Origin of the sequence: Yersinia bercovieri ATCC 43970 (assembly GCF_013282745.1) — a bacterium.
In the GTDB taxonomy this organism is placed as follows: domain Bacteria; phylum Pseudomonadota; class Gammaproteobacteria; order Enterobacterales; family Enterobacteriaceae; genus Yersinia; species Yersinia bercovieri.
Window position 1 is genome coordinate 2,940,306 of the sequence record NZ_CP054044.1, and the last position, 23,399, is coordinate 2,963,704.

The following is a 23,399-nucleotide window of genomic DNA, read 5'->3' on the forward strand; positions in this document are numbered from 1 at the left end:
TATTTACTCCCTTATCCAAGCCAGGCGACGGCAATAAAGCTTGAGCACACTGACATGATCACCAGTATCACCAGCACTGCCTGCATCGCCAGCGGCAGTGGTTTAGCACTGGCGACCTCTTCTGATGGCTTACCCGGCACTGTTTGCCCGAACCAGTAGAGAAACCAGCCGAAGCTCGCCACTGACTCAATCAGCGCTAAGATCAGCAGTGGTATCAGTAGCCAATGTTCGTGCGAGAGTGAGAAGCCGGCGGCAAAAATAGGGAATTTGCTGAAGAAGCCGTTGAATGGCGGTACTCCGGTTATCGCCAGCGCGGCGACACAGAATCCCACCCCCAATAGTGGCATTTTGCCCATGATGCCTTTGAGTTTCGGCAACATGCGGGTGCCGCAGCTGTAGCTCAGCGCACCTGCCACCAGGAAGAACAGGCTCTTGGCGAAGGCATGGTTAAAGATGTAGGCAATACCGCCATCAAAGGCCATTTTCGAGCCGTAGATAGCCAGTGACAGCGCGAAGAAGATGTAAGAGAGCTGGGTAATGGTGGAGTAGGCGAGCAGCCGCTTCATATCTTTTTGCGGCAAATACATGAAGAAACCATAAATCAGCGTGATAACCGCCATCACCATGCCCACAGTGCCGATAATTTGCGGCACGTCACCCGCCGAGTAAATAGCGCGAGCAAAGATATAGACGCCCACTTTGACCATTGACGCGGCGTGCAGATAGGAGCTGACCGGGGTCGGCGCTTCCATTGCATCGGGTAACCAAATATGCAGCGGTAGCTGGGCTGATTTCCCCCACGCGGCAAACAAGATACCGCCAAACACGATGATTTTGGTGCTGCTATCCAACTGTGCCAGCGCCGTCAGGGCAAAGGTGCCGGTGTTGACCAGCAGCACCGCCGCCGCCAAATAGAGGCCGATGGCCGCCACATGCGTCACCAACAGCGCTTTTAGCGCCGAGCGCAGGGACTTTTGGCTCTGGTAGTAGCCAATCAATCCCCATGAGCAGCCGCCGGTGATTTCAAAGAAGAACAGCTGACCCAGCAGGGTGGATGATAAAACTAAACCCGCCATTGCACCGATGAATACCAGTAGCAGCGCGTAGTAGCGGTTGGTGCCTTCGTGCGGATGCTCGCGGTTCCCCAGAGTCAGATAGCCGGTGGAGTAGAGACTCACCAGCAGCCCGAGAAATACCACGGCGAAAGCAATCAGTGTGCTGATGCGATCGATAGTCAGACCAAACAGCGCCATATCACCGTAATGAATCAATTCAAAAGTGACATCAATCTTCCCGCCCGCTAAGTAGCCATAGGCCAACAGCACCGTCCCTAGTGTGGCCAGCAGCGCGAAGAGGGTACAGGACCATTTCGCCATGCGCTGTGGCAGACAGGCGGTGAGGATTGCCCCCACAAACGGGAGTAAAATAGTCGCCAGGGCTATGTTCATAAGAGCCAGGTTCTCCATGATGAGGTTAGTAGCGCCTTAAAGACCGGTGAGATAGAAAACCAGGGAGAGGGCGGCAACACCAAACCCTAGCCAGGTAACACGGGAGGTCAACAGGAAGCGCCCACGGGCAATGCTGTTCTCCACCATGGAGGCGAGGACAAATATCAGCGCCAATTTGGCAACGCAGGCCACCAGCGCCCATAGCAAGCCGGGGCCGCTGAGTACCGCCAGCTTGCCGAACGGGATAAATACCGCGAGGAACAGTTGCGCCACCACCACTTGCTTGAGGCTAATCCCCCACTTGACCAGCCCCAGTGACGCGCCGGAGTATTCAGTCAGCGGCCCCTCCTGTAGCTCTTGCTCAGCTTCGGCGACATCAAACGGGATTTTGCCCATCTCGATAAATACCGCGAAACCGCAGGCCAGCAACGCCAGCGCGGTGGCGGTCGGCGACTGCCAGTGGCCCTCAGACAGGGTGGTACTGATGGTGCCGATATTGGTGGAGCCGGCAATCAGCCCGACCACTAGCAGCGAGAGGATTAGCGTCGGCTCCACCAGCACCCCCAGTGTCAACTCACGACTGGCACCGATACCGGCGAAGATGCTGCCGCTATCCAGACCAGCCAGTGAGAAGAAGAAGCGGAATAGCGCGAACAGATAGAGCAGCGCTATCAGATCCCCCGCTACCCCAAACGGCGAGGCCAGAGTGAAAATCGGCAGCGCCATGGCAATCAGCAACATGCTGCCCAGTAGCACATAGGGCATTAGGCGGAAGATGATGCCAGCATTGGCCGGTGCCACATCTTGCCGTTTCAGCAGCTTGGCTAAATCGCGATACTCTTGCAGCACCCCCGGCCCACGGCGAGAGTGCATTCGGGCTTTCACCATGCGCGAAATGCCGGACATCAACGGAGCCAGCGCCAGCATGAAAAGCGCCTGCCCGCAGGCGAAGGCAATCATAGAGACCGTAGGCATATCGGTAGTTGGCATTGCTCGTCTCCTTAAATAGCCGCCACAATCAGCAGAATCACCAGCGCGGCGACCACATACAGACAGTAGAGGCGGAAATCACCCTGTTGCAGCCATTGAATACGCTGGCTGAGCCATTGGATCAGGCGGATAAGCGGGGCCACAACTTTGTCGTCCCATACCGGCTCCACCCGTGTTGCGCCGCTGATTGAGTGCTCCAGCGCACTCTGCATCATCGGTGCCGGGTCCAGCTTTTTGCGCATCCGGTAGAGCGGGGCGAACATGACCCGCAGTGGCTGAGTAAAGCCCCCGGCGGAGACGGTCATCGCCTGCTCATAGGCATAACCGCAGGCCCAAGGGTCGCCGCCATGACGAAATGCCAGCCGGCTGCCTTTGTAGAGGCTGGCGACCAGTAAAATCACCAGCGGCAAGATCAGTAAGCCAAAGAAGATGCAGAGGGTGGAGAGCATCGCCTGCGAGCTATGTTGCGGGAACAGCACTACCCCTTGTGCCACCTGTATCGCGGGTGTTTGCGGGGCCGTGATTAAGCTGGCGGCGATGCGAGCAATAATCGGTGCCACCTGAGTCGCGCCAATCCCCAACGCCAAACAGAGCAGTGCTAGCAGCAGCATGGCGGCGGTCATCGGCCACGGCACTTCCCGCGCAAGGGCGGCTTTCTCGGTGCGCGGCAGGCCACAGAAGCTGATGCCGTACACTTTAACGAAGCACATCGCCGCCAGTGCGCCGGTGATAGCCAGCATCACGATGGCAATCGGCCCCGCCAGGCGAATCATAAAACCGCCATTTTTGGTCATGGTAAACAGTGATTGATAGGTGAACCATTCACTGACGAAACCATTAAATGGCGGCAGGGCCGAGATCGCCATACAGCCAACCAAAAAGGCCAACGCGGTGTAAGGCATCACTCTGGCGAGCCCGCCCATCTTCTCCATATCCTTGGTGTGCAAGCGGTAGATGATGGCACCGGCACCGAGGAACAGCAGCCCTTTGAAAACGGCGTGGTTAAGCAGATGGTAGAGTGCGCCGAGCAGACCCAAAGCGGCCAAGACCGGTTGCTGGCTGGCGATACCTATCATGCCGACCCCGACGCCCATTAGGATAATGCCGATATTTTCGACAGTGTGATAAGCCAGCAGCCGCTTGATATCGTGCTCCGCCAGCGCATAGAGCACCCCCAACACCGACGACACTGCGCCGAATGCCAGCACCACCACGCCCCACCACAGCTGGCTGGCACCCAGTAAATCAATGCCCACCTTGATGATGCCGAAGATGCCAATTTTCACCATCACACCGGACATCAGGGCCGAGGCATGAGAGGGGGCAGCCGGGTGCGCGCGCGGTAACCAGCCATGGAGTGGCAGCATCCCCGCTTTGGCACCAAAGCCGAAGAGGGCCAACAAGAAGATAATCGAGGCCATAACCGGTTGCGGTTCCACCTGCCGGAAAGCGGCAAACTCCAGACTGCCGCTGAGGCGATAGAGCAGGAAGAAGGCGACCATAATCAGTACCGAACCGGCATGGGCAATCAGAAAGTAGAGTAGGCCGGCGCTGATGGCATCGTCATCCTGATCGGCTATCACCAGGAAGTATGAGGCCAGTGACATCATTTCGAAAAACACGATGAAATAGAAGGCGTTATCCACCACCACCAGAGCCACCATTGAGGCGATGAACAGATTCATAAACACCCCCATTCCCCAGGCGCCGCGCCCTTTGTACTCCTGCACGTAGGCCAATGAGTAGAGTGCAGTTATCACCACCAGCAATGAAATGACCAGCAGCATAAAGGCGGCGAGTGGGTCAAGGCGCAGAGTGAATGCCGCGAAGGGGAATGGCCCCGCAGTAGCAAAAGTAATAGTGCCGCCAGCCAGTAAGGTGGGCGTGGCAGCCAACAGACCGGCAATGCCTCCCAGCAATGAAGCCAGCCCAGAGGCATAGATAGCCGCAGTTTCGCGCCGTGCCAACAGCAAGGAGAGCAGCGCACCTGCCAGATAGAGCAATAAAGAGAGCCACAATAGCTCAAGTGAAGTCATCATCTTTTCTGCTCCTCGTGAGAGATAGCGGGCGCGCTGTCCATGGCCAGAAAGGCCCTGTTATCTGCTAACCCACAGGCCGCCGCCATGCGCTTAGCCCGATTGGCCTGTTCGATGCGCTGTTCATCCACCAGTATCAAGGCGTTGGTCGGGCAGACCCGCACGCACTCCGGTCCTTGGGGCTGGAAGCGGCATAAGTCACATTTCACCGCCACTGTGCGCACCCCGGCGCTCCAGGCGAGGAGGGGGTGCATGTTAGCGGGGCTGAACGGCACATCGGACAGTTCGCTCATCGGAATGAACTCCGGGAAAGTGTCCGGCACCGCCAGTGGTTTGCTGCCCGCCGGGGTGATTGCGCCAAATGGGCAGGCGATGGCACAGAGTTTGCAGCCGATGCAGGTGGTTTCATCCAATTCAACCGAGTGATTGGTCATGGTGATGGCATTGATCGGGCAAACCCGTGCACACCACGCATCCTCACAGTGGCGACAGAGAATTGGTGCCGTAACCGTGGCGTTACGCATCACGGTCAATCTGGGATGCTCTTGTAAACCCTCGGCTTTATGCACCTGGCTGCAAGCAGCCATGCAGGTATTGCATCCAATACAAAGCCTCGGCTCCGCAATCACAAAGCGGTTCATAGCCATACCCTCCGGGACAAAAATCTGGTGACAGTCAGGCTGATAGCGATCATTTCCCAGCTCTAAAGCATATTTTGTGCCAGCACGGTAGCCGCGGTGGGAAAAGCCGCGTGGAGGCCCATAGGCTATGGCCTCGACCAATGGCGGATAGTGAAGCGAGAGGTAAAATGCCGCCAACACAGCATGGTTGCCAGCCTGAAGTGTCGACATTAGTGACGAAAGCCATGCTCGACGATGACACTTCGACAGTGATTATTCGCATGATGAATCTGTCGCGAGGAACATCTGGCTAATAACTTTATTTATCAGATTGTTATATGGGGTGATGAACTGCGAAAAAGCGCTGTATTGCTGGCATCTTCTTTGCATCACTTAGCACAGAGCAATACCTCGCACAGAGCAATCACCACAGGAGCAGCAGAGTCATGCATGAGATAACCTTATGCCAAAACGCGCTTACCATGATGGAGCAGCAGGCGCGGCTGCATGGCGCGCAGCGGATTACCGGCGTGTGGCTGGAGACTGGTGCATTTTCCTGTGTCGAGCCGCAGGCATTGGTGTTCTGTTTTGAGCTAGTGTGTCGTGGCACGCTGGCGGAAGGTTGCGTTCTACACCTTAGCCAGCAGCAGTCACAGGTGTGGTGCCACGACTGCCAGCAGGAGGTTAATTTACTTAGCAGCAAAGTGACGCGCTGCCCGTTGTGCGCGGGGAGTCATTTACGTATTGGTGCCGCGGATGATGGGGTGATGATTAAGCGGTTGGAGGTGGAGTGAGTTTACTTTTTATAGCTAGAACCGCGCGGCGGGAAGAGACAGAGGCCAGATTATGTGTATAGGTATTCCAGGGCAAATTGTGGCATTGGATGAGACGCAGGCGGGTACAGCTTGGGTGGATGTGTGCGGTGTGCGGCGCAGTGTCAATATTATGCTGGTGGCCGAGGATGCCCCGGGCCGCGCGGCATTGATCGGCCATTGGGTGTTGGTGCATGTGGGGTTTGCGATGAGTCGGCTGGATGAAGATGAGGCGCTGGAGACCTTGCAGTTGTTGCAGGAGATGGGGGAGGTTGAGAGTGATGTAGGACTGTTTTTGGGGCAAAGGGAGTAGTTTTTGCTAGCGGTTGAGGCGCGAGAGGCCAAGTGAACACCTATCTCATGTCAACCGAAGCGATCACCTCCCCATCCTCTAATTGCGCTCAAGGCCAAAGGCGAAGACCAAACCTATTCAAAAACCAAACCCAGAACGAGGTTATTGACAAAGTGCCGGTGTGGAGAGAACAGCTAGATCGTAAAGACGCCGTCAATCCGTCCCTGGAGGCTCGAGCCGCGCCATCCCTGGCGCGGACGCTTTACTCTTCTACCCGTCCTCTCCGCTCCAGATCGCGTCATCGTGTTTTGTCAGCGGTCTGCCAGAACTCATTTTGTTGCGGGTTCAGGGGGGGGGCTGTTTTTTTGTTTCTCTTCTGCCAGCCGGTGCTCAAGCTCGACGAGTTGTTCGGGCGAGACGGCAGGATAGCCTTGGGCGTCATCCGGTATGATGTGTACCGCCGGAATAGGGATTAGTGGCCCGAGGAAGCGGGGTTCGCGTTTCAGGATATAGAGATCAGATAGCGCACCAAGGCGGGCAAAGATTTCGCGTACTCGAACGTTGAGCATATCTTTTGGCGATGGTACAGCGAAACATTGCGCCTGAATTCCCATATGCTGAGCGATAAACAGCGCCCGTTCGCAGTGGAAGCGTTGAGTAATGATAATAAAATCATTGGTATCAAAGACTTTTCGCGTGCGGACGATGGAGTCCAGCGTGCGGAAACCGGCGTAATCCAGCACGATATCAGCCGGTGGGACACCGGCGGCGATCAAGTCACGGCGCATGGTCATCGGCTCGTTATAACTGTGCAGGGCGTTGTCGCCACTGAGCAGTAAGTAGCTGACCTTACCGCTGTTATAAGCGTTTAGCGCCCCTTGAATGCGATATTGATAAAACTGATTAATGCCCCCAGTGCGATAATATTTGGCGGTGCCAAGTACCACGCCAACCTGTCGGTGGGGTAAATCCTGTAGCTCGTCATAGATAAAGGGGGCAGTTTTCCAACTGATCCAGCGATCGAGTGCAATAGCTGTGACCATCAGCAACCCTGCGATGATAATTAAGCTAATAATCAGGCGTTTCCACATTCTCTGGCCTTCGATGCATTCAACTCACTGGTGATAGTTGCAAGGCTACTGTACCCGTCCATGTTGCGCAATACCTATCCCCATCATCTTTCAAGCTACAGGTGTGTTGGCTGCGCTCAATCACCCGAATCACTTACTGATGTAAGCTCATCGGGATTCTCTTGCTTGCCGCCTTCCTGCAACTCGAAATCTATTGGGGATAATTGTCATCTTTCAAGCTGCAGGTGTGTTGGCTGCGCTCAATACTCGGCCCATCCATGGGCCTCGCCTCTGCGAGGCCGCTGCCAGCAGCGTTCAAATCTGCTCCCGACAGATTTGTCACCCGAATCACTGACAATGTACTTGAACGGTGAGAACAAGTAGATCGTAAAGACGCCGTAGATCCATCCATGGAGGCTCGAGCCGCGCCCTCCCTGGCGCGGACGCTTTACTCTTCTACCTGTCCTCACCTTTTTAGAGTGAGTAACTGAGGTTTGTCAGTGGTCTGATGTTTGCTGTCTAACTGCAATTCTAATTAATTTGGATATCCCTTCGTTCTTGCTGTTGCAGGGGGCGGCCCATGCCGAAGCACAGGCCGAATTAGGTTTAGAACGAGGTGCGCTTATAGGTGCGGTACTGCGGTTGCCAGTAGTTATGCTCAATGGCTTTCGCCAGTGCTTCTTCTGAGGTCACAATGGCGACACCTTGCAACTGTGCAGCTTTGCCAACTTGCATGGCAATTGTTTTTGATACGGCCTGAATATCGTCGATATTGGGCAGTAACGCGCCTTCGCCGTTAAGTGCCAGCGGTGAGCACTCTGCCAATGCACGGCTGGCGGCCATCAACATCCCATCGGTGACACGTTTGGCACCGGATGCCAGCACACCTAAACCAATACCGGGGAAGATATAGGAGTTGTTGCACTGAGCAATCGGATAGAGTTTCTCTTTATAGCTAACCGGTGAGAATGGGCTACCGGTCGCCACCAGCGCGGCACCATCAGTCCAGTTAATGATATCTTCTGGCCGAGCTTCAACCCGCGATGTTGGGTTTGAGAGTGGCATCACGATTGGCCGTGGGCAGTGTTGGTGCATCTCGCGGATCAACTCTTCCGTAAACAGCCCCGGCTGGCCTGAAACACCAATTAGCACGGTTGGTTTGGCATTGCGCACCACATCCAGCAGTGAAATTGAGTCACTGGTTAAATTCCAGTTTTGCAGCGCATCACTTTTTTGCACCAATTTGCTTTGGAAAGCCAACAAATTCGGCAGTTTGTCGGTCAGCAGGCCGAAGCGGTCAACCATAAACACCCGCCCACGAGCTTGCTCTTCACTCAATCCCTCTGAAATCATCTGCGCGATTATCTGTTCTGCAATACCGCAACCCGCAGATCCGGCCCCAAGGAAGGTGACAGTTTGGTCGCGCAGCTGGCTACCTGCCGCGTGGCTGGCGGCAATCAGGCTGCCGAGGGTCACTGCTGCTGTACCTTGGATATCATCGTTGAAACAGCACAGCTCATCACGGTAGCGGTTCAGTAGCGGGGTGGCATTGTTCTGAGCAAAGTCTTCAAACTGTAACAGTACATTTGGCCAGCGACGTTTTACTGCCTGGATGAATTCATCCACGAAAGCATAATATTCGTCACCGGAAATACGCGGATGACGCCAGCCCATATACAGCGGGTCATTCAGGCGTTGTGGGTTATTGGTGCCAACATCTAATACCACTGGCAAAGTATACGCAGGGCTGATACCACCACACGCGGTATAGAGTGACAGTTTACCGATTGGAATACCCATGCCGCCAATGCCCTGATCGCCAAGGCCAAGAATACGTTCACCGTCGGTCACCACGATAACTTTAACGTTTTGCTTGGTGGCGTTTTGCAGCATATCGTCAATGTGTTCACGATTGGGGTAAGAGATAAACAAGCCACGTGCACGGCGATAAATATCCGAAAAGTGTTCGCATGCTTCACCAACAGTTGGCGTGTAGATAATCGGCATCATCTCACTGAGATGAGCTTCCAGCAGGCGATAAAATAGGGTTTCGTTGGTGTCCTGGATATTGCGCAGATAAATATGCTTATCGTCGTCGTTTTTGAAATCCTGATACTGGCGGTAAGCACGCTCTGCTTGTTCTTCAATGGTTTCAACCGCTTCCGGCAATAAGCCGTGCAGGTTGAAATGGTTACGCTCATCGTTGGTGAAGGCGCTGCCTTTGTTCAGCAAAGGGAATTCTAACAGGATAGGGCCGGCGTAGGGGATATAGAGGGGGCGCTTACTTTCGTATTCAAGTTCCATGAGTTTTACTCTTAGACGTTATCAGATAGTTGACGTTATCAGGTAGTTGCCCCGATCCTAAAAGATAAGAGAAATATGTACAGCTTTTGTTAGTTAAATATGTCGGTTACAGGTGGAAATGCGAGTTATCTTGCAGATTTAGTTATTAGCGGTGGGAATGTGTTGTTTGGTTAACTGGGGTTAACGATATAACCCCAGCAAATCAGGTCTTTTTAGCTTAAAAAATAACCAACTTAAAAAGTGACGCGGTTGACCTCTGAGCAACCTAAGGCCGCGAGTGTTGCATGAGTAGCATCCCACTGACTTAAAATCGCGTTATTACCTTCCACCAGCACTGCGCGGCGAATAGCAGCACAATCTTTGCCGGACAGATTCGCTAAAATCAATGCGGCTTGCAGTGGCGGCAGGCTCGGGTTGAACGCCGCGTTTTCAGCATAACGGCCAGTATAAATCGTGCCATCAGCCAGTTCGACGGCAACACCACTGTGAGAAAGGCTGTAAGGCGCATGGCTATGGTTGGCACCATGAAGTGCGGCTTGTGTCAGAGGATCGGTTGCTGCCACCGAGTAACCGTGATCCACCGGGTCCATTAGCAGGGTGGTGATCGCCAGATCTTTCGGGCCGAAGGCATCCGGTAGATATTGGCCCAGTGTAGACGCAGGGCGACCTGGCAGATGAATATGCAAATCAGTGCCACTGTTTAGCTCATTCATAAACTGGCGGCAGTGGCCACAAGGCGTGTAATTGACGGTAATGGACACCAGACCGGTTTCACCACGTAGCCAGGCGTGAGTGACCGCACACTGCTCAGCATGGATGGTTTGCTGCAATGGCGCGCCGCTGAACTCCATATTGGCACCGAAATAGAGATTGCCGCTTTTCCCGCGCGCAATGGCCCCGACCATAAAGTGGGATATGGGCGTGAGTGCGCAAGCAGCAGCCAGGGGCAGTAGTGCAAAAGCCAGTGTATCGTCATCTAACTCACTGATCTCTTTTACCGTTTTCACTTGCTCGGCGGTCAGCATGGCAGGGAAATCGTTTGCGCTCAGAATAGGTTCAAGTGCGGATTGCAGTGCAGCGGGCAGCTCAGCCCAAGGGGCGTGAAAACGTGCTTGCATGGGATTATCTCCAATTGTAACGGGAAGCTATTTTAGGCAGCTTAGGAGACTATTAGTGTGATGTGTATCCCGTTATATATGAAATTTATGCAAGTAAAATAACTAATGAGAGATGTATCTCAAATTTATACATTAATCTTGGTGATTAACCGCCGTCAGGGAGATGCCATCAGCCAAACAAATGTAGTAGCACTGGGAATAAGAACGGCGCCACCAGAGAGGTGATAATCCCGCAGATAACCAGTGCCAGCGAGCTGAACGCCCCCTCCTGATAATCCAACTCCGCACAGCGGGCGGTACCCAGAGCATGGGAAGCCGTCCCCATCGCCAAACCTCGCGAGGCTTTAGTGGTGATTTTCAATAAATTCAGCAAGCTGTGACCAAATACCGCCCCCAGAATACCGACGAAAATCACACATACCGCACTGATAGCCGGCAAACCATGAATAGATTCGGCCACCGCCATGGCGATGGGGGTCGTCACCGATTTAGGCAATACTGACGCGGCAATTTCGGGTGTCGCCCCCATCCACAGGGCCACGGCGGTGCCACTCACCATGGCAGTAATACTGCCTATAAAACAGATGGTTATGATGGATTTCCAGCGCGCGCGAATTTGATGCAACTGTTCGTACAGCGGGAAAGCCAATGCCACCACCGCCGGTTGTAGCAGGTCATTTAGGATTTTGCTGCCAGCAAAATAGTTGGCGTAGGGCATCTGTGTGACCAACAGTAATGGAATGATCACAACCATAGATATCAGTAATGGGTTAAGCAGCGGCATTTTTAGCCAGCGGGCCAGATAGCGGGCAGCGAAGAAGACAATTAAGGTCAGTGGCAGTGACCACCATAAGTTGCTGATCATTTGTCATCCTCCGTATGGGTTGGAGAGCCGATAACTTTGCGCTCGCGGTGGACATAATGTGAGCTATACGCCACCACTAACATCACGATCAGGGTGCTGACAAAGCAGGAGACGACAATGGGGCCGAATTGCTTGGTAAGTTGATCGTAATACTGCATCACGCCGACACCGATTGGGACAAACAGCAGCGCCATGTAGCGGATCAGTATGCGGCAACCGGGCTTGACCCAGCTTGAGGGCAAGATTTGCGATGCAAGCAGGGTAAACAGAATCAGCATACCGATGATACTGCCGGGGATGGTGATGGGCAGTAGCAAGGCGACAAATTTACCGACCCATAGGCAGAGGTAAATAATGGCGAAAGCCCGTAAGTACTGCCAGCAAAGTGAAATCACATTGCGCATAGAGAGGATCCTGAGTAACGGAATTGATTCATCATACAATTAACTTTGGTTATGTGCCAGCCATCACACTATGAATAATTTTAATGGAATTATGCCAATCACGACTGATTCTGCTGGTGGCCAGCAGCGGGTGCTTTAGCCAGCAGATAACCGCGATAGAAGAAGGCCAGTCCCAGAATAGCCGCGATAATCAGCATATAGAACATCATCTGCGGCGCAGCATAGGCTAACAAAAAACCACAAAGCACGGGGTTAACGGCTCCGCCTAGTTGACCGAGATTCTGCGCCCCATAGTAACTGCCTTTAAGATTCGCTGGCGCAATAAAATCGATAAACAAGTACTCGACCGGAATAACAATAATTTCGCCCAATGAGAAGATCGCCATTGCCAGCATCCATAATGGGATCGAGTCCTGAGCGGCCATAAACCCAAGCAAGCCGATGATAAAGAACAGGGTGCCGAGCATCAACCAGCGCATTAAATTCTGCTGATTCATGCGGCGGCTCAATAGGTATTGCAGAGTGATCACAATCACGGCATTCACGGTCATGACCGCCCCAATCACCTGATAGGCGAATTGGGCATCGGCAACGGTAATCAGATATTGCGATAAATATCCGGAGAATTGGCCAAAGACAATCGCGCTAAACATGCCGCCGAGGGTGAAGTAAATCAGTCGCTTATCGTGGCGCAAGATGCGGAATGTTTGGCGAAAATCAGGTGCAGGTTCTGTCAGTGTCGATTTAGCGGCTGACATATCAGCGCTGCTAATCCTGAATTTTAGGGTGATGGCAACCAGCAATGCCAGCGCGCCTGAAATGATAAATGGCACTTGCGGGCCGATATTGACCACTAACACCCCTAATGCCGGGCCGACCGCCCAACCGACATTAACTAGCGTGTAGTTGGCAGAAAAGGCTTTGATGCGTTCGTTGACCGGCAGCCAGTCGGCAAAGCAGGCTTTAATGGCAATGCCATAGACCGAGTAAGCTGAGTGCAGCAGGGCCAATATCAAGATAATCCAGGCGGGATGTTCTACCCACGGCAGCGTAAAGAAGGTGGCTGCAAACAGTGTGATTGCCAGCAAGATCAACTGTTTTTTGTTGAATTTATCCACCAGATAGCCGCCATAGAGGCTGGTGAAAATACCCAATGTCAAACTCGCCCCTAGCACTAGCCCAACTTTATCCGGTGCCAATTGAAAATGCTCAGCAAGATAGATGGTGATAAAGGGCAGGGTAACGGCTCGACCAATGGTTAACACCAGCGAAGCAATCAGCAGATTGGTGACACGTGAGGGAAATCCTTTCATGGTATTTTCTTATTTGTAATTATTTGGATAACAAACTGTTTTTATGCGGATTTTCTAATAAAAATGGCACGCGTACAGCACGACGACAGTAGCTCAACCAATTACATTAGACTATTGCGGCAGGAAGAGAGAGGGGGGCGCGGAAATATATTTTGCAAACAGTAGAGCTGCCAGTAATAAGCTTGCCCAAAATTATTGGCGTTGCAGGTAGGCAGCAAGCGCGGGCACCCCGATGAGCTGACTCAGGTCAGTGATTTGGGTAAGCGCGCGTAGCTAACCCCCTGCAACTTCAAGGGCAAAGGGAATTTTTAACCTAAGTACTCGATGATTGATAACCCACCATTATAATCGGTGCTGTAGATAATCCCTTGTGCATCAACAAATACATCACATGACTGAATGACTTGTGGGCGACCAGGGCGTTTATCCATCATTTTTTCCGGTGCGGCGGGCACCAAAGCGCCGGTCTCCTTCGGCTGATAGGGGTTGCTGATGTCATAAGCGCGGACACCGGCATTCTGATAAGTGGCAAAAATCAGTGATGAGCTGATAAAACTACCCGGGCGGTTTTCGTGTAGGTTATGTGGGCCAAAATGTGCACCTTTTTTCACATAATCCCGCTCATCGGGTTGCGGGAATGTCGAGATACTCACCGGATTGCTTGGCTCGCGAATGTCAAATAGCCAGATATGCTTCTCACCATCTTCCTGATTATCCAGCACCGCCTCATCCAGCACTACAAGCAGGTCGCGGTCGGGTAGCGGCAGCGCGGTATGGGTGCCACCGCCAAAAGGGGGGCTCCAGTTACGATGACTAATCAGTTTGGGCGCGTGCCGATCACTGACATCTAATAGGGTCAGTCCACCATCGCGCCAACTACCATAGGCGGTGTCACCACTGATAATGGCATGATGCAGTGCGTAGCGTTTACCCTCCGGCCAGCTGGCTTGTTCACCGGCGGCAGTATGCATACCGGGTAGCGCATAACGACCTGCAACCTCGGGGTTTTGTGGGTCAGCCAGATCAATGGTCAGGAAGATATAATCACTGTAACCATCGAGTAGCGCAGAGACATAGGCCCAGCGCCCACCGACGTACCAGATGCGGTGAATGCCGATGCCATCAAGTGGCAAGAAGCTGATTTCGCGCGGTTTATCTGGTGTCGAAATATCAAAAATACGTAATCCGGCGCTCCAGTTACGGCCCTCCTGACGGGTGCTGACGGTCTGTGCCACCGAGCGGGTGTAATAGACCTTCTCTTCGGCAAAACTGGCGTCAGCAAACAGGTCGCGGGCATTAATCACCAGTAGCAGGTCATCATGGGCCTGTAAGTGTACATTCCAGGTATTGGCGGGTGCGGCGATAAAACCGGCAGGGCGCGGATTTTTCGCGTCCCGGACATCAATAATCGATACTCCTTGTGACACCATATGGCCGACATAGGCGTAGCCACGATGTACCATTACCTGCACACCATCTGGTTTGCCGCCCTGATCACTATGACCAATCAGCCGCATATTGCGGCTGTATTCTGGTGTCGGCAAGGTTACTTGCGTTGCCATCTATTTCACTCCAAATCAATTGGCCATGTAGGCCCCTTACTGACGGTGATTAGCTACCGTGCTTAGCTACCATGACTCGCCACTCTAACTGCTGGCCGTTACTGCGCGTTTTTAGCCGCAAGGGTGGCAAACCAGGGTGAGTTGAAGTCATCAGACTGGCCCCAGCCGGGAATGATTTTACTCAAACCTGCCACGTTAACCGGGCCGGGTTGGCTGGCTAGCAATGCTTGAGGAATGGAGGCGGCGCGGAACTCATAGCTGGCAGGTGTGGCTTCACCCGCAATTTTCTTGGCAATTAGACGCAAGTTCACGGCACCGATCAGTTTAGGGTCTACGGCGACACTGACTTTCCACGGACTATTGGCTTCGCGCATCAGTTGCAGATCCTGATTCGAGATATCAATGCTGTACAGTTTGATTTCGGTACGGCCATTCTCTTGTAAGGCTTTATAAGCGCCTTGAGAAAATGCATCCCAAGTGCCCCAGATCGCGTCAATTTTGCCTTTCGGGTATTTCGCCAATACCGCACCCACTTTATTGGCGGTATCCCCTTGAACATCCGAAGAGACAGCACCGATAGACTCCAACTCATTAATACCCGGATTCTGTTTCAGCAGCGTCTGGTAAGCCGCCTGACGGCGCTCCATGGGTGGGAAACCGGCCACCCACAGTTTGATGATATTGGCTTTACCATTGAAGTCTTTGACCAATTGACCAAAGGATTCATTGGTGAGGGAAGCATCATCCTGCTGAGTCACTGTCAGACCGGGGATCTCACCTTGAATCGCGGTGTCAAACACCGAGACGGCGATGCCGCTGGCCGCAATGCGCTTCACCAGCTCAGTTGAGTAAGGATCACGGCCTTGAGAAAGAATAATGCCGTCATATTTTTGGCTGATAGCTTGGTTCACGAAGTCCTGAAAACGGGCGTCATCACCATTGCTCAGGAAGGTATCCACCTTGAAACCGAGCTTTTTGCCCTCTTTCAACACGCCAGAGAGAAACTGTGTGGTGTTGTCGTCGGAACCCAAATTACGGATCACCGCGATCTTAATCTGCCCTGGATGTTTGGCGATAGCATCAGGGATTGGGGCTAATGTGGCGGTGTCCGCAGCGAATACCGGCAGTGCCGTCAGCAGGCTCAGGGCCAGTAATGGGGAAGCAATTTTTTTCATCCGGAACTCCGTCATGGTGTCGATAAGTTAGGCAATGTGTGTGTTGCTGCTGTTGTTATAGCTATCTTTGTGTCTAGACGTCTATCTGTCTCTATGCAGCATCATAACCATAACTTTTTTGATAAGGAATTAACTTTGTTATGAATTTTTCGATCGCGTTATATCTTTTAGTTTGGATGGCTTAAATAAGCAGCAAAGGCGAGGGGGGCAAGAGGCGGGGGAGCGGGAAGCAGTGATAACCATAGCGGCAAAGGCAAAAAAAATGCCGATCAGGTCTCCCTCATCGGCATAGTGGTAAAAGCACTCTATTTTACTTCACTTGCATACCCGGCTGAGCGCCAGCGTCTGGGCTGAGCAGGAAGATATCCTTGCCGCCAGGGCCGGCTGCCATCACCATGCCTTCAGAAATACCGAAGCGCATTTTGCGTGGAGCCAGGTTTGCTACCATCATGGTCAAACGGCCTTCCAACACTTTTGGATCCGGGTACGCCGAGCGAATGCCAGAGAATACCTGACGGGTTTCGCCACCGATATCCAGTGTCAGTTTTAGCAATTTATCGGAGCCTTCGACAAATTCTGCTTGTTGAATCAGTGCGATACGCATATCCACTTTAGCAAAATCATCGAAACTGATAACTTCCTGAATCGGGTCATCGGCTAATGGGCCAGTTGCCACCACGGTTGCCGCCATATCTTCTTTAGAAGAGGCGACCATCTCGTTCACCTTGTCCAAATCGATACGGTTAAACAGCGCTTTAAAGCCATTAATCTGATGGCCCAGCAGCGGTTGTTCGATGCTATCCCACGTCAATTCGGTATTGAGGAAAGCCTCAGTACGCTCATTGAGGGATGGCAATACCGGTTTCAGATAAGTCATCAGCACGCGGAACAAGTTGATGCCCATAGAGCAGATGGCTTGCAGCTCGGCGTCACGGCCCTCTTCTTTCGCCACCACCCACGGCGCTTGCTCATCAATATAGCGGTTGGCAACATCAGCCAGCGCCATGATCTCACGGATTGCTTTGCTTGATTCGCGGCTGTTGTAGGCATCAGCAATGCTGACAGCTGCATCGGTGAAGGTTTTATACAGCGCGGGATCTGCCAGTTGGTCAGCTAACTTGCCGGCAAAACGTTTGTTGATAAAACCGGCATTACGGGAGGCCAGATTCACCACTTTGTTGACGATGTCGGCGTTAACGCGCTGGACGAAATCTTCCAGATTCAAATCGATATCATCAATGCGGGAGGAGAGCTTCGCGGCATAGTAATAACGCAGGCAATCGGCATCCAGATGCTTTAGGTAAGTACCCGCTTTGATGAATGTGCCACGGGATTTCGACATTTTTGCGCCGTTGACCGTGACATAACCATGGACGAACAGATTGGTGGGTTTGCGGAAGTTACTGCCCTCCAGCATCGCCGGCCAGAACAGGCTATGGAAGTAAACGATGTCTTTACCGATGAAGTGATAAAGATCGGTTTCAGCGCCTTCACGCCAGAACTCATCGAAGTCCAAATCACCCCGTTTGTCACACAGGTTTTTAAACGCCCCCATATAACCGATAGGGGCATCTAGCCACACGTAGAAATATTTACCCGGTGCATCAGGCACTTCAAAACCAAAATAGGGTGCATCGCGGGTGATATCCCACTGTTGCAGGCCTGATTCAAACCACTCCTGCATTTTGTTGGCAACTTGCTCTTGCAGTGCGCCAGAACGCGTCCAGGCTTGCAGCATCTCGCTGAATGCAGGTAGGTCAAAGAAGAAGTGCTTAGATTCGCGCATCACCGGTGTGGCACCGGAAACGGCAGATTTTGGATCAATAAGCTCAGTCGGGCTGTAGGTCGCGCCGCAGACTTCGCAGTTGTCGCCATATTGATCTGGCGCTTTACACTTCGGGCAGGTGCCTTTAACAAAACGATCGGGCAGGAACATGCCTTTCTCAGGATCATAGAGCTGAGAGATAGTGCGATTCTTGATATAGCCGTTTGCCTTCAGGCGGCTGTATATCAGGCTCGACAGTTCACGGTTTTCATCACTGTGGGTGGAGTGATAGTTATCATAACTGATAGCGAAACCGGCGAAATCCTGTTGGTGCTCCTGGCTCATTTCGGCAATCATCTGCTCCGGTTCGATACCCAATTGCTGAGCTTTCAACATGATTGGAGTGCCGTGAGCATCATCTGCACAGATAAAATGAACCTGGTTGCCGCGCATTCGCTGGAAACGGACCCAGATGTCTGCCTGGATGTGCTCGAGCATGTGACCGAGATGAATAGAACCGTTAGCGTATGGTAGCGCGCACGTCACCAATATTTTTTTCGCGACTTGAGCCATAGTGGGAAATTGCTTTCTTTATGTCGATTAAAGGGTCTTTGATGTTAACCGATAAGCCGGTTTGCCGCTAGGGTAAGGCCGCTGGGATCTTGCCTTAAGTCATAACGAATAGATTTTCACCTGTTTTCAGTCTATTTGGTTATTAACCCTGGCGGTTATGTGGCCTGAGCCGATTTTCTCTCTATTCGGCCCACACAGGCGCTAATGAGTTCTGGTACACTATTGCTATTATCCATAGGTTAATAACGATAAATTCAAGGAGCCGGGATGAGCCAAAAATCCCCTGAGCAGACCACCGCCGATCTGCTGCAATCACAAATTTCAAAGGTTCTTACCGCCTTTAGCCACCCAACCCTGCAAAAGGATCTCGGCACGTTGCGCGCCATTCATCACTGTGCCTTATTGGACAATGTGCTCCATATTGAGCTGGTGATGCCTTTTGCCTGGCAGTTTGGTTTTGATGTATTGAAAGAGAGCGTCAGTGAAGAGTTGCTGGCGGTGACAGGTGCTAAAGCTATTGACTGGAAGTTGTCCCACAACATCACCACGCTAAAACGTGCCAATGACCAGCCGGGCATCAAAGGGGTGCGCAATATTCTGGCGGTCAGCTCCGGCAAAGGCGGTGTAGGGAAATCGAGTACCGCAGTGAATCTGGCGCTAGCATTGGCGGAGGAGGGGGCGAAAGTCGGTATTCTGGATGCTGATATTTATGGCCCGTCGATCCCGAACATGCTGGGCACTATGAATCAGCGGCCAACCTCACCTGATGGCAAGCATATGGCGCCGATTATGGCCCATGGTCTGGCGACTAACTCCATCGGCTATCTGGTGACTGACGAGAACGCCATGGTGTGGCGCGGCCCAATGGCCAGTAAGGCCTTGATGCAGATGCTACAAGATACCCTATGGCCGGATCTGGATTATCTGGTGATTGATATGCCGCCGGGGACCGGTGATATTCAACTGACTCTTTCGCAAAACATTCCGGTGACAGGCGCGCTGGTGGTGACAACACCACAAGATATCGCCTTGATAGATGCCATGAAGGGCATTGTAATGTTCGAGAAAGTTCATGTGCCAGTGCTGGGTATCGTGGAGAATATGAGCATGCATATTTGCAGCAATTGCGGCCATCTGGAGCCTATTTTCGGTACTGGTGGTGCAGAGAAACTGGCGCAGAAATACCATTGCAAGTTGTTGGGTCAAATCCCACTGCATATCTCACTGCGCGAAGACCTTGATCGTGGCGAACCAACGGTTGTTAGCCATCCTGACAGTGAATTTGCTGACATCTACCGCCAGTTAGCCTCCAATGTTGCCGCAGAAATGTACTGGCAAGGTGAAGCGATCCCAACGGAAATATCATTCCGCGCAGTATAGAAGCGGCTTTATTGATAGATGGACGTTATTGGAATTGCTGCGGCCAACACCGTGGTAATTTCAATGACGCAGGGTATAGGGCTGGCATCGAACCAGCTAACTCCCTATAATTGGTGCGCTCGAAGCACCTCACGTGCTTTGTCTCCCCCTCACACTTCGTAATCAGGTCTTTAATTTTATGACTGACAAAGCACACCAGTGCGTCATTATTGGGATAGCCGGTGCCTCTGCCTCCGGTAAAAGTCTTATCGCCAGCACCTTGTATCGTGAATTGCGCGATCAGGTCGGTGACCAACATATTGGTGTCATCCCTGAAGATGGTTATTACAAAGATCAGAGTCATCTGTCGATGGAAGAGCGGGTTAAAACCAACTATGACCACCCCAGCGCCATGGACCACAACTTATTGCTGGAACATTTGCAATCGTTGAAAGCGGGTAAGTCCGTTGAATTACCGCTTTACAGCTACACTGAGCACACCCGTAAAAAAGAGACCGTCCATTTAGAGCCGAAAAAAGTCATTATTCTGGAAGGGATCTTGCTGCTAACCGATATTCGCCTGCGCCAAGAGATGAACTTTTCTATCTTTGTCGACACGCCATTAGATATCTGCCTGATGCGCCGGATGAAGCGTGATGTTAATGAACGCGGCCGCTCAATGGATTCAGTTATGGCTCAATACCAGAAAACTGTGCGCCCAATGTTTCTGCAATTTATCGAACCCTCCAAACAATATGCTGACATTATTGTTCCGCGTGGCGGCAAGAACCGAATTGCGATCGATATTCTAAAAGCGAAAATCAGTCAGTTCTTTGAGTAATGTTAGTCTGGATCTTTGCTGCTTAATATGGCAGTTTTCGTAGTATGCAGCTGTAACATGTGAATTTTGATGGAGATTTTGGCAATGAGACTGTGCGATCGTGACATAGAAGCTTGGCTGGACAACGGTAAATTGGGTATTGATCCTCGTCCACCGGTAGAACGTATCAATGGTGCCACGGTCGATGTTCGCTTAGGTAATCAGTTTCGTGTTTTCACCGGCCACACGGCGGCATTTATTGACTTAAGCGGCCCGAAAGATGAAGTCAGCGCCGCGCTAGAACGGGTCATGAGTGATGAGATCAATCTGCCAGAAGGGGAGGCATTCTTCCTGCATCCGGGGGAGTTGGCACTAGCGGTGACGTTGGAGTCAGTAACTATCCCCGATGATCTGGTCGGCTGGCTTGATGGTCGCTCCTCATTAGCCCGCCTTGGGCTGATGGTGCATGTGACGGCACACCGCATTGATCCCGGTTGGCAAGGCAAGATCGTGCTGGAGTTCTATAATTCAGGTAAATTGCCGTTGGCGCTGCGCCCAGGAATGCTCATTGGCGCACTGAGTTTTGAACCACTCTCCGGCCCGGCCGCCCGCCCTTACAATAGCCGTCAGGATGCAAAATATCGAGGTCAACAAGGTGCTGTGGCCAGTAGGATTGATAAAGACTAGCCATTTTTCTCGCTGAGATTTTAGCCTGTTTAGACTTTTAGCTTGTTTAGACTTTTAGCTTGTTTAGACAACAGAGGATGTTATGAGACGATTGCTGACGACGTTAATTATCCTGCTGGTTGTCATTGTGGCAGGAATGAGCGCATTAGTATTGCTGGTAAATCCTAATGATTTCCGTGCTTACATGGTCAAACAGGTCGAGAAGAAAAGTGGCTATCACCTACAATTAGAGGGCGATTTACGTTGGCATGTCTGGCCACAACTCAGCATCATTGTTGGCCGAACTGCACTAACCGCACCGGGCGCGACAGCGCCGATTGTCAGTGCTGAAAACATGCGCCTTGATGTCAAACTGTGGCCGCTGTTGTCACATCAACTTGATGTCAAACAGGTGATGCTGAAAGGGGCGGTTATCCGCTTAACCCCAGATAGTGAGGCTCAGCAGCAGCCCGGCGCACCTGTAGCGCCATCCGGCAGTGCACCACTCAATGAGCACCGCGCCTGGAAGCTCGATATCAATAAAGTGCAGATAGCCGATAGCCTGCTAATCTGGCAGCGAACAGATAATGATCAGGTCAATGTTCGCGATCTCAATCTTGAACTGAAACAAGACGATCAGCGCCAAGTGCATATCACCCTGTCTAGCCGCGTTAACCGTAATCAGCGGGATGTGACTTTTTCCATGGTCGCTGATGCCGATATGCGGCACTACCCGCAGCAATTCAGCGCCAATATCAGCCAATTCGCCTATAAATTGGAAGGTGCGGATATTCCTGTTGGTGGCGTGAGTGGTGAGGGGACATTACAAGCCAGCTATCAAAGTGATATTCAGCAATTATTGTTAAACCAGCTGAGTTTCTCTGCCAATAACAACCAGTTGACCGGGAGTGCTAAAGCCACTCTGGGCGACATCCCCGATTACACCATCAATCTTGCCGCCGATAATCTCAACCTTGACACTATCTTTGGTTGGGAGTCGAAAAGTGCTGCAGTCAGTAAAGATGCGGGCAAACAGTCTACCGTGACAGCTCCGGTTATCGCGATCCAGGCCGATGAGGATGTCGGGCAGGACTTGCAGTCGTTACGTGACTTCAACGCACAAATCTCGCTCACTGCAAATAATCTGGTTTATCGCGCAATTAGCGTCAATCAACTGCATCTGCAAGGGGCAAATCAGCGTGGTGATGTGCAGATTAGCCGCTTAACGGGCAGTGGGTTGGGCGGTGATTTTTCACTGCCTGGAACACTGGATGTGACGGGTAAAAAGGTACTGGCGAGTGTCAATCCCGTGATAAATCATATGGAACTGGCACCGGTGTTACAGGCGGCGGGCTTACCAAAGGTCATGACGGGTAAATTCTCCCTGAAGGCGCAGTTGTCGGGGGATGGCCTCAATGTTGAGTCATTCAACCACCGCTGGAAAGGTGATGCGCAGTTCAGCATGAACAGTGCACGGTTGGAGGGATTGAATATCCAGCAGCTTATTCAGCAAGCGGTTACCCGCAGCTCCAGTGATGTTAAAGGTCAAGACCGCTATGAGCGTTACACGGAGGTTAAACAGCTGCAAGCGAATCTGGCCCTCAATCGTGGGGCAATGAAAATCAGTAATCTCATCGCGGATTCAGAGCTGATCGCCATTAAAGGTAGCGGCGCGCTCAATTTACCGGCACAACAGTGTGACATGAATTTGTCTGTGCGGGTGCTGGAAGGCTGGAGTGGGCAAGATAACTTGGTCAGGCTATTACAAAATACCGATATTCCACTGCGTATATATGGGCCATGGACTCAGCTCAGCTACCAATTGAATGTCGAGCAACTGTTGCGTGGTGAATTACAGCAACGCGCTAAAAAAGCACTCAATGATTGGACTGAGCGTAATCAGTCCAGTCGCGGTAGTCAGGATCTTAAAAAGTTGATCGATAAACTTTAAAGCGCGAGCGGTCTCCGATAAGTCGCTATGCTTATCGGAGATGATGGCTTGTTTGTTATATTTCTGTTGTACTCTTGTTCGCCAATCTCGTTGTTCTAAATATAAAATTCTCCCTTCTGCTCACAAATTGATATTTGTTTCTAAAATCTCTGCGAATAATTGATAGATGTCATAAACTCGCCCATGGACTATGGGCAGAGTGCAGAGCTATTTCTGCGTTTTAACAATTATTTATGCGTTTTAACAACAATAAAGA

At 52.0% G+C, this 23,399-nt stretch carries 19 protein-coding genes; 6 read left to right on the forward strand and 13 right to left on the reverse strand.

Annotated features, from left to right (window positions below; all coding sequences use genetic code 11):
* Window positions 1–11 precede the first annotated feature (11 nt).
* From HRK25_RS13240 to HRK25_RS13255, 4 genes are read right to left on the reverse strand one after another with little or no spacing between them, the layout of a single operon-like run.
* Entirely contained in the window at window positions 12–1,448 is a 1,437-nt protein-coding gene (locus HRK25_RS13240; RefSeq protein ID WP_005273798.1) for a hydrogenase 4 subunit D, read from the reverse strand.
* Between the two features lie 36 nt (window positions 1,449–1,484).
* Window positions 1,485–2,438 carry a respiratory chain complex I subunit 1 family protein gene (locus HRK25_RS13245; RefSeq protein ID WP_032897686.1) on the reverse strand — a complete coding sequence of 318 codons (954 nt, stop codon included), beginning with the start codon at window positions 2,436–2,438 and terminating at the stop codon, window positions 1,485–1,487.
* Window positions 2,439–2,449: 11 nt separating this feature from the next.
* A complete protein-coding gene (gene hyfB, locus HRK25_RS13250) occupies window positions 2,450–4,477 on the reverse strand; it encodes a hydrogenase 4 subunit B (protein ID WP_032897683.1) in 2,028 nt (675 codons plus the stop codon).
* Window positions 4,474–5,115, reverse strand: a complete 642-nt coding sequence (locus tag HRK25_RS13255; protein WP_032897732.1) for a 4Fe-4S dicluster domain-containing protein — start codon at window positions 5,113–5,115, stop codon at window positions 4,474–4,476. Before HRK25_RS13255 ends, hyfB begins: the two co-directional genes overlap by 4 nt.
* A 425-nt stretch (window positions 5,116–5,540) precedes the next feature.
* Here HRK25_RS13255 and hypA point away from each other — a divergent pair, with 425 nt between their 5' ends.
* Window positions 5,541–5,888 carry a hydrogenase maturation nickel metallochaperone HypA gene (gene hypA / locus HRK25_RS13260; protein WP_032897680.1) on the forward strand — a complete coding sequence of 116 codons (348 nt, stop codon included), beginning with the start codon at window positions 5,541–5,543 and terminating at the stop codon, window positions 5,886–5,888.
* Window positions 5,889–5,940: 52 nt separating this feature from the next.
* A complete protein-coding gene (locus tag HRK25_RS13265) occupies window positions 5,941–6,219 on the forward strand; it encodes a HypC/HybG/HupF family hydrogenase formation chaperone (RefSeq protein ID WP_005273791.1) in 279 nt (92 codons plus the stop codon).
* Between the two features lie 308 nt (window positions 6,220–6,527).
* Here the strand turns inward: HRK25_RS13265 and sanA are convergent, their stop codons facing one another.
* The 9 genes from sanA to metG all read right to left on the reverse strand — a co-directional run bounded on the left by sanA (window position 6,528) and on the right by metG (window position 18,347).
* On the reverse strand, window positions 6,528–7,289 hold the full coding sequence (gene sanA, locus HRK25_RS13270; protein WP_005277365.1) for an outer membrane permeability protein SanA: 762 nt from the start codon (window positions 7,287–7,289) through the stop codon (window positions 6,528–6,530).
* A gap of 585 nt (window positions 7,290–7,874) precedes the next feature.
* Window positions 7,875–9,572 carry an NAD-dependent malic enzyme gene (locus HRK25_RS13275; RefSeq protein ID WP_005277364.1) on the reverse strand — a complete coding sequence of 566 codons (1,698 nt, stop codon included), beginning with the start codon at window positions 9,570–9,572 and terminating at the stop codon, window positions 7,875–7,877.
* A 233-nt stretch (window positions 9,573–9,805) separates the two neighbouring features.
* Complete coding sequence (cdd, locus tag HRK25_RS13280; RefSeq protein ID WP_005277361.1) at window positions 9,806–10,690, reverse strand: cytidine deaminase; 885 nt, start codon at window positions 10,688–10,690, stop codon at window positions 9,806–9,808.
* Window positions 10,691–10,859: 169 nt separating this feature from the next.
* Entirely contained in the window at window positions 10,860–11,555 is a 696-nt protein-coding gene (locus HRK25_RS13285; protein ID WP_032898525.1) for a CidB/LrgB family autolysis modulator, read from the reverse strand.
* Window positions 11,552–11,959: a CidA/LrgA family protein gene (locus HRK25_RS13290; RefSeq protein WP_005277357.1), complete on the reverse strand. Its 408-nt coding sequence runs from the start codon at window positions 11,957–11,959 to the stop codon at window positions 11,552–11,554. The genes HRK25_RS13285 and HRK25_RS13290 overlap by 4 nt, the downstream gene beginning before the upstream one ends.
* A gap of 98 nt (window positions 11,960–12,057) precedes the next feature.
* Window positions 12,058–13,272, reverse strand: coding sequence for an MFS transporter (locus HRK25_RS13295; RefSeq protein ID WP_005277355.1), 1,215 nt, complete (start codon window positions 13,270–13,272; stop codon window positions 12,058–12,060).
* Window positions 13,273–13,580: 308 nt separating this feature from the next.
* Window positions 13,581–14,834, reverse strand: a complete 1,254-nt coding sequence (locus tag HRK25_RS13300) for an LVIVD repeat-containing protein (protein WP_005277353.1) — start codon at window positions 14,832–14,834, stop codon at window positions 13,581–13,583.
* 98 nt (window positions 14,835–14,932) lie between these two features.
* Complete coding sequence (locus tag HRK25_RS13305) at window positions 14,933–16,009, reverse strand: sugar ABC transporter substrate-binding protein (protein ID WP_005277351.1); 1,077 nt, start codon at window positions 16,007–16,009, stop codon at window positions 14,933–14,935.
* Window positions 16,010–16,319: 310 nt separating this feature from the next.
* Window positions 16,320–18,347 carry a methionine--tRNA ligase gene (metG, locus tag HRK25_RS13310; RefSeq protein WP_032898524.1) on the reverse strand — a complete coding sequence of 676 codons (2,028 nt, stop codon included), beginning with the start codon at window positions 18,345–18,347 and terminating at the stop codon, window positions 16,320–16,322.
* A 267-nt stretch (window positions 18,348–18,614) separates the two neighbouring features.
* On the opposite strand from metG, the gene apbC reads away from it, so the two are divergent.
* The 4 genes from apbC (at window position 18,615) to asmA (ending at window position 23,143) form a co-directional block, all read left to right on the forward strand.
* Window positions 18,615–19,727, forward strand: a complete 1,113-nt coding sequence (gene apbC, locus HRK25_RS13315; RefSeq protein ID WP_005277348.1) for an iron-sulfur cluster carrier protein ApbC — start codon at window positions 18,615–18,617, stop codon at window positions 19,725–19,727.
* Between the two features lie 178 nt (window positions 19,728–19,905).
* Entirely contained in the window at window positions 19,906–20,547 is a 642-nt protein-coding gene (gene udk / locus HRK25_RS13320) for a uridine kinase (RefSeq protein WP_005277347.1), read from the forward strand.
* Window positions 20,548–20,631: 84 nt separating this feature from the next.
* The gene (gene dcd / locus HRK25_RS13325) at window positions 20,632–21,213 is read left to right on the forward strand and encodes a dCTP deaminase (RefSeq protein WP_032898523.1); all 582 of its coding nucleotides are present in this window, start codon (window positions 20,632–20,634) and stop codon (window positions 21,211–21,213) included.
* 82 nt (window positions 21,214–21,295) lie between these two features.
* Window positions 21,296–23,143: an outer membrane assembly protein AsmA gene (gene asmA, locus HRK25_RS13330; RefSeq protein ID WP_032898522.1), complete on the forward strand. Its 1,848-nt coding sequence runs from the start codon at window positions 21,296–21,298 to the stop codon at window positions 23,141–23,143.
* The last annotated feature ends 256 nt before the right edge of the window (window positions 23,144–23,399 follow it).